Annotated in this window: 5 protein-coding genes; all 5 read left to right on the forward strand. The window is 59.3% G+C overall.

The genetic code is table 11. From position 1 onward, the window contains the following. The coding region (locus tag VMA74_RS20470; RefSeq protein WP_325370379.1) for a hypothetical protein at positions 1-315 on the forward strand (315 nt) is incomplete at its 5' end. A 187-nt stretch (positions 316-502) separates the two neighbouring features. After that, positions 503-775 carry an XAC0095 family protein gene (locus VMA74_RS20475; RefSeq protein ID WP_325370381.1) on the forward strand — a complete coding sequence of 91 codons (273 nt, stop codon included), beginning with the start codon at positions 503-505 and terminating at the stop codon, positions 773-775. Positions 776-1,056: 281 nt separating this feature from the next. Continuing rightward, entirely contained in the window at positions 1,057-3,246 is a 2,190-nt protein-coding gene (locus VMA74_RS20480) for a hypothetical protein (protein ID WP_325370383.1), read from the forward strand. Positions 3,247-3,461: 215 nt separating this feature from the next. Next, positions 3,462-4,124 carry a hypothetical protein gene (locus tag VMA74_RS20485; RefSeq protein ID WP_325370385.1) on the forward strand — a complete coding sequence of 221 codons (663 nt, stop codon included), beginning with the start codon at positions 3,462-3,464 and terminating at the stop codon, positions 4,122-4,124. Continuing rightward, positions 4,121-5,072: hypothetical protein (locus VMA74_RS20490; protein WP_325370387.1), on the forward strand; the 952-nt coding region annotated here is incomplete at its 3' end. The genes VMA74_RS20485 and VMA74_RS20490, both read left to right, overlap by 4 nt.

The following is a 5,072-nucleotide window of genomic DNA, read 5'->3' on the forward strand; positions in this document are numbered from 1 at the left end:
ACGCTGACTCTTTATCACCATTGTTTCGAGGTGGTTTGCGATCTCCCCCTAAAAGGCGATCGCGGAGGGCCCGCCTCCATCTTCATGACAGCACGACTCTTCCTGAGTCTTCATGACACACTGGTTACTCTCGATCATACGCACCCGCACGGCTTCGTGCTCCCACCCTGGTGCATTTCTCCTACTTCACCGCGGCGCACACTGCGTCGCGTCGAGCCAAAGTGGGCATTCGTCAAAACGGAAGCAGCTGATTCCGACACAGCGAGCAGGATTTTTCCTGAAAGCCCTTCACGCCGCGTGCAACACGCGGCGTGACCTAAGGATGCTCTGATTAATCCATCGCAGGCCGCAGCGGCCCTGAGTGTCCGCATAGCTTCGGTCCATCGTCTCGACGATGCGCCAGTCTGCCTTCGCCGATGGCCCTGTGCTCTGCGAACACACAGGGCCGCTGCGACCCACGCTGAATTAATCAGAGCATCCCTAAGCGTGTGGAGAAACCACCATGAAAGACATGCAAGGCGGTCGCTACGGACCGCACCTCTATCTATTGTCCAGCGACAGCTATGAAACCCTCAAAGACCTGCAGGACATGCTGACCCTGATGGCGCACATCACCTATAACGAGGACAACGCCGAGAATGGCCACGCCACGATAACCATCGGCCGTGCCGAGTTGTATTTCATCTTTGAAGCGATCAACGCGAAGCTTGACGAGGTGCTGGCGCGGCTGGGCGAGGAGAATTGGCTGGGCACTGGAAGCCAAAGATGGCAGTAGGGGTGTGGTCCCCTTGGGTGACGGTTACGCTTGCACGGACTGGCTTGGCGTGCGCTGCCGAGGACCGGACCACCGTCGGGCGTGAGGCTGTAACCCTCAAGAATTACACGCCCTTGTCCGCTAAGAACGGAACCACCGGGGCGAGGTCATCCTTTGACGTTCCGAAACGACCGAGCGGTTGGGTCGGAACGAGGGCGTAGTCAATGAAGCCTACCCACTTTTTTGACGCCCTCTCGCAAGGCGAACAATAATCGTCGCACTTCCCGCTGGACATCGTCGATATGAAACATCGCCTCCGGTTCTCCGTCGCGTCCTTGCTCATCGCATGCATGTTGCTGCCGCGAGCAGGATCGGCCAAGCAATACGATGTCCGAAGTGGGGAGCTTGGCTTTTCGATTGACGATGCAACCGGTGCGTACACGCTCGACGCCGGTGAACTCCATTTCGCGGGCCGTTTGCCCGGCGGGGCGTCGCACGTCTCAGCATCTGCAAACGGACTTGGCTTTGTGCTGGCCGAGGGCATCGAGGCGAGCGTTTCGCCCGCGCCGGGCAAATCAGGCGCCTTGCTGTTTTCATGGAAAGTCGTGGGTAAAAAAGCGGTCACGCAATGGCCGGCGTTTCCGGATTTCAACGGCGTACCTGCCGGATTGCACTCGCTTTCGCATCGGCAATTGAATTTCGCGCCACCGGTCTTTGATTCACCGCAAGATGTATCGACACCGTGGGTTCTTTTCGACGCCAGTGGCCACGCGCTCATCCTGTCGCCCGCGTCGGATTTCTTCCTCGCAAGCATGCTCGGCGATGCCAAGACGCGCATCGCTGTTGGCTTGAATTCGCAAGTCAAGCAGTTGCCGGCTGGCTTTACGGCGACCGCGCTGGTGGCGGCGGCACCGGATATCGCGACGGCCTATGATGTTTGGGGCACTGCATTACGCGGGATCTACCATCGCCGCCCTACGGCCCCCGATGCCGATGCCACATTACGTTATATCGGCGAGCTTACCGACAATGCCGGCGGCCACTATTACTACAACTATGAATATGCCGAGGGCCTGAATTACGAGGAGTCGCTGGTGCGCTTCATCAAGCGCAGCCGTGCAGCCGGCATTCCCTTTGGTTACCTGCAACTCGATAGCTGGTGGTACGCCAAGAGTGCGTGGAATCCCCATCAACAGGTTGGCCGGATCAAGAACCCGGCGTTGCCTGACGAAGACTGGAATCGCTACGGCGGTCTCATCGAATGGAAGGCGCAACCCGGGGTCTTCCCCAAAGGCATGGCGGCATTCCACCAGCGCGTGAATCTGCCATTCCTTGCGCATAACCGTTTCATCGACAAGGACAGTCCCTACCGAAAGCGCTTTGAGATTTCCGGTCTCGCCGCTGTCGACCGCCGATACTGGGATGAACTTGCCAATTACGCCGCCAACAACGGCATCGCCATCTATCTTCAGGACTGGCTCGACGCCATTTACAAATTCTCGCCGGAACTGCAAAGCGTGCCCGGCAAAGGCGAGCTGTTCACGGATGGCATGGCGTCGGCGATGGCGGCACGCGGCATCACCATGCAGTACTGCATGGCTTATCCGCTGTATATGTTGCAGGGAGTGAAATACCCCAACCTGACCACCATTCGCGCCGCGGGCGACGGCTTGACCCGCGATCACTGGACCCAGCTGGCCTTCAATGCGCGACTCATTCATGAGCTGGGCGCGTGGCCCGCCACGGATGTGATGCCGTCGCACGATACGGCAGCCATGCTCTTTGCGACGCTTTCCGGCGGCCCGGTGGGTGTAGGCGACGCGTTCGAAGATCTCGATCGCAGCAATATCTTCAAGGTCGTACGCGCCGATGGCGAGATAGTGAAGCCGGATGAACCCCTGATGCCGCTCGACGTCAGCTACATGACGCAAGCAAGGCAAACGGGCGCGCCGATCATCGGCGCTACGTTCACCCGCCACGGCAACCACGCCACCGCTTACCTGTTGGTGTTCGCCGACGATCCTTCGAAAGGTCCGGAACGTTTTTCCGTGACGCCGGCATCACTGGGTTTCGGCGGAACGGTGGCGGTGTTCGATCCGATCGCGAAGACGCTCGTCACCGCAGGCAGCACGGATACGATCAGCGGAAAACTGGAAGGCACCGATGCCTTCGCTTATCGTGTCGTCGCGCCCGTTTCCGCATCGGGCATCGCTGTGTTGGGCGATATAGGCAAATTCGTTTCGATGGGGCGCAAGCGCGTGACGTCTTATGAAGAGTTGGCGCAGGGGGTTCGGTTGAAACTTGCGTTCGCGGCCAACGATCCGGCGATTACCGTGGCCGGTTATTCACGGTCCAACGTGATGCCGCACGCCGAGGGCGCAACCATCCTCTCGACGTCGCGCGACCCGCAAACGGGGTTGTTCAAGGTGGAACTGCGAGCGGCCACTTGCACGGCCAGCGAGGTTAGCCTCGTCTTGGACACAAGCAAATGATGTGAAGATAGCGGGCAGGGGCGAATGATGATCTTGCCCCACGATCAAGGGGCATCTGGCTCCGACATTCCGGCGCAAGCGTTCTCGTGAGATTGATACCGTCAATCGACTTGATATTTTAAATGAATTGGACCTATCGGCCCTTGGCCACCTAGTGTTCGCCGGACCAATCGATCAACCGATTGCTTGGCATAGGCATCAATACTGGGGGTTGCATGCTTGTCCATCGTCTTGGGCTGTTCATCGCGTTAGTCGTGCTGGGGGGATTGCCTGGCTACGTCAACGCCGCCACGAAGCGCGCGGAAATTTCCGGAAAAGTCATGTTGGTGGCAGGGCCAGGCCAGAGCCTGGCGCCCGGAGAGGTAACCGATACGCTGGTTTACTTCGTGCCAAAGCACGGCAAGCTGCGCGTGCATCCAGGCACCTACACGATCTACACGGTCAATATGGATTTCAGGCCCGCGGCGATGGCGATTCCCATCGGTAGCACGGTGAAGTTCACCAATCTCGACCAGGTCCTGCACAACCTCTATTCCGCAACACCTGATTCAACCTTCGATTTTCAATTCCAGGCTTCGGGGCAATCCATTGCGCACACGTTCACTCACGCGGGTCCTGTGCTGATCAGCTGCAATGTGCATCGTTCGATGGAGTTGGATTTGTTGGTGGTGCCCACGCCATACATGGTGCAAGTCTCGGCGGACGGAAGGTTTTCGCTGCACGGTCTGCCACCCGGTCCTGGGACTTTATATTTCTGGAATCCACGTGCTGCGCTCTCGCAACAGCCGGTGACCGTGCCTGCGACCTCCATCGAGCAGCAGGTGACTGCCATGAAGCCGCGCGTGGCCACCGAGCTCAATCTGGGGAATAAGCGATGAAGCCGGCTGCACGATTCCTGCTCAGCGGACTTGTGCTGGTTGTCGCACTGACCGCTGCTGCATCCGCGGGCGTCGTTTGGTGCGTCCATCGCGCCGCCGATGAGCGGATGTTGGAGCGCTTCAAGGTCGCCGGCATCGTCGGCGCCGACTTGCAGGCGCAGCAATTGGAAACCCTGCAGTTGCGCGCACAGTTGCTGGCCAGCGATCCGGCTTTCGTCGACTACGTGGCGCAATCGTTGATCCCCAATCCGCAAACGGGCACGGTGGATAGTCTTTCCATCAGCGAATTGCTCACGCAACGCCGACATGGCTACGACGTGGCCATGGTGCTGGATCCGCTCGGCAAGCCCGTGAGCAGCTCGGGCCTGTTGACGAAAGATCGGGCAAGCATTCCGCACGACACGCTGGTGACGACATCCATTCGCGAACTCAAACCCGTCCAAGGTACCTGGCTGGACAACGGGCAGTTGCTCTGGGTCGTCGCAAGTCCGCTTCTGCGCGGCAATACATTGGAAGGTGTGTTGATTACGGCGACGCGGGTCAACGACGCCTTCGCTGCCACCGTAGGCCGCACGGCGCGCAGCCATGTCGCCCTTTTGGCCGCGTCGGGAGGCAGTCTGTTGCCATTGTCCAACAGCGGTCTGGACGTGCGAGTGCTGGATCTATTGTCCAGGCAGAGCGCATCCATTCTTGCGGCATCCAGCACAAGTGGACAAATCGTGCCGATACGGGACGGATCACAGGTGATCACCACCTGGGTTACTCCACTGCGTGCATCGGATGCGCAGATCGCGCTGGTAGCGCTTGATCATCAGGGCGACGGCGAGAATCGGAACCTGCCTGCGGAAGCCGCTTCACTGCTGCTTGGCGTATGGGTGCTGGGCGCGATCGCGGCTCTTTGCGTGCTGGTCCAGTGGCAAACCACCTGGCGTCCATTGCAGCAGGTTG

Source organism: Dyella sp., from assembly GCF_035508675.1.
Lineage (GTDB): Bacteria > Pseudomonadota > Gammaproteobacteria > Xanthomonadales > Rhodanobacteraceae > Dyella_B.

Coding starts and splice junctions, on each gene's coding strand:
- VMA74_RS20475 (WP_325370381.1), top strand. CDS start 503: ATGAAAGACATGCAAGGCGGTCGCTACGGACCGCACCTCTATCTATTG.
- VMA74_RS20480 (WP_325370383.1), top strand. CDS start 1,057: ATGAAACATCGCCTCCGGTTCTCCGTCGCGTCCTTGCTCATCGCATGC.
- VMA74_RS20485 (WP_325370385.1), top strand. CDS start 3,462: ATGCTTGTCCATCGTCTTGGGCTGTTCATCGCGTTAGTCGTGCTGGGG.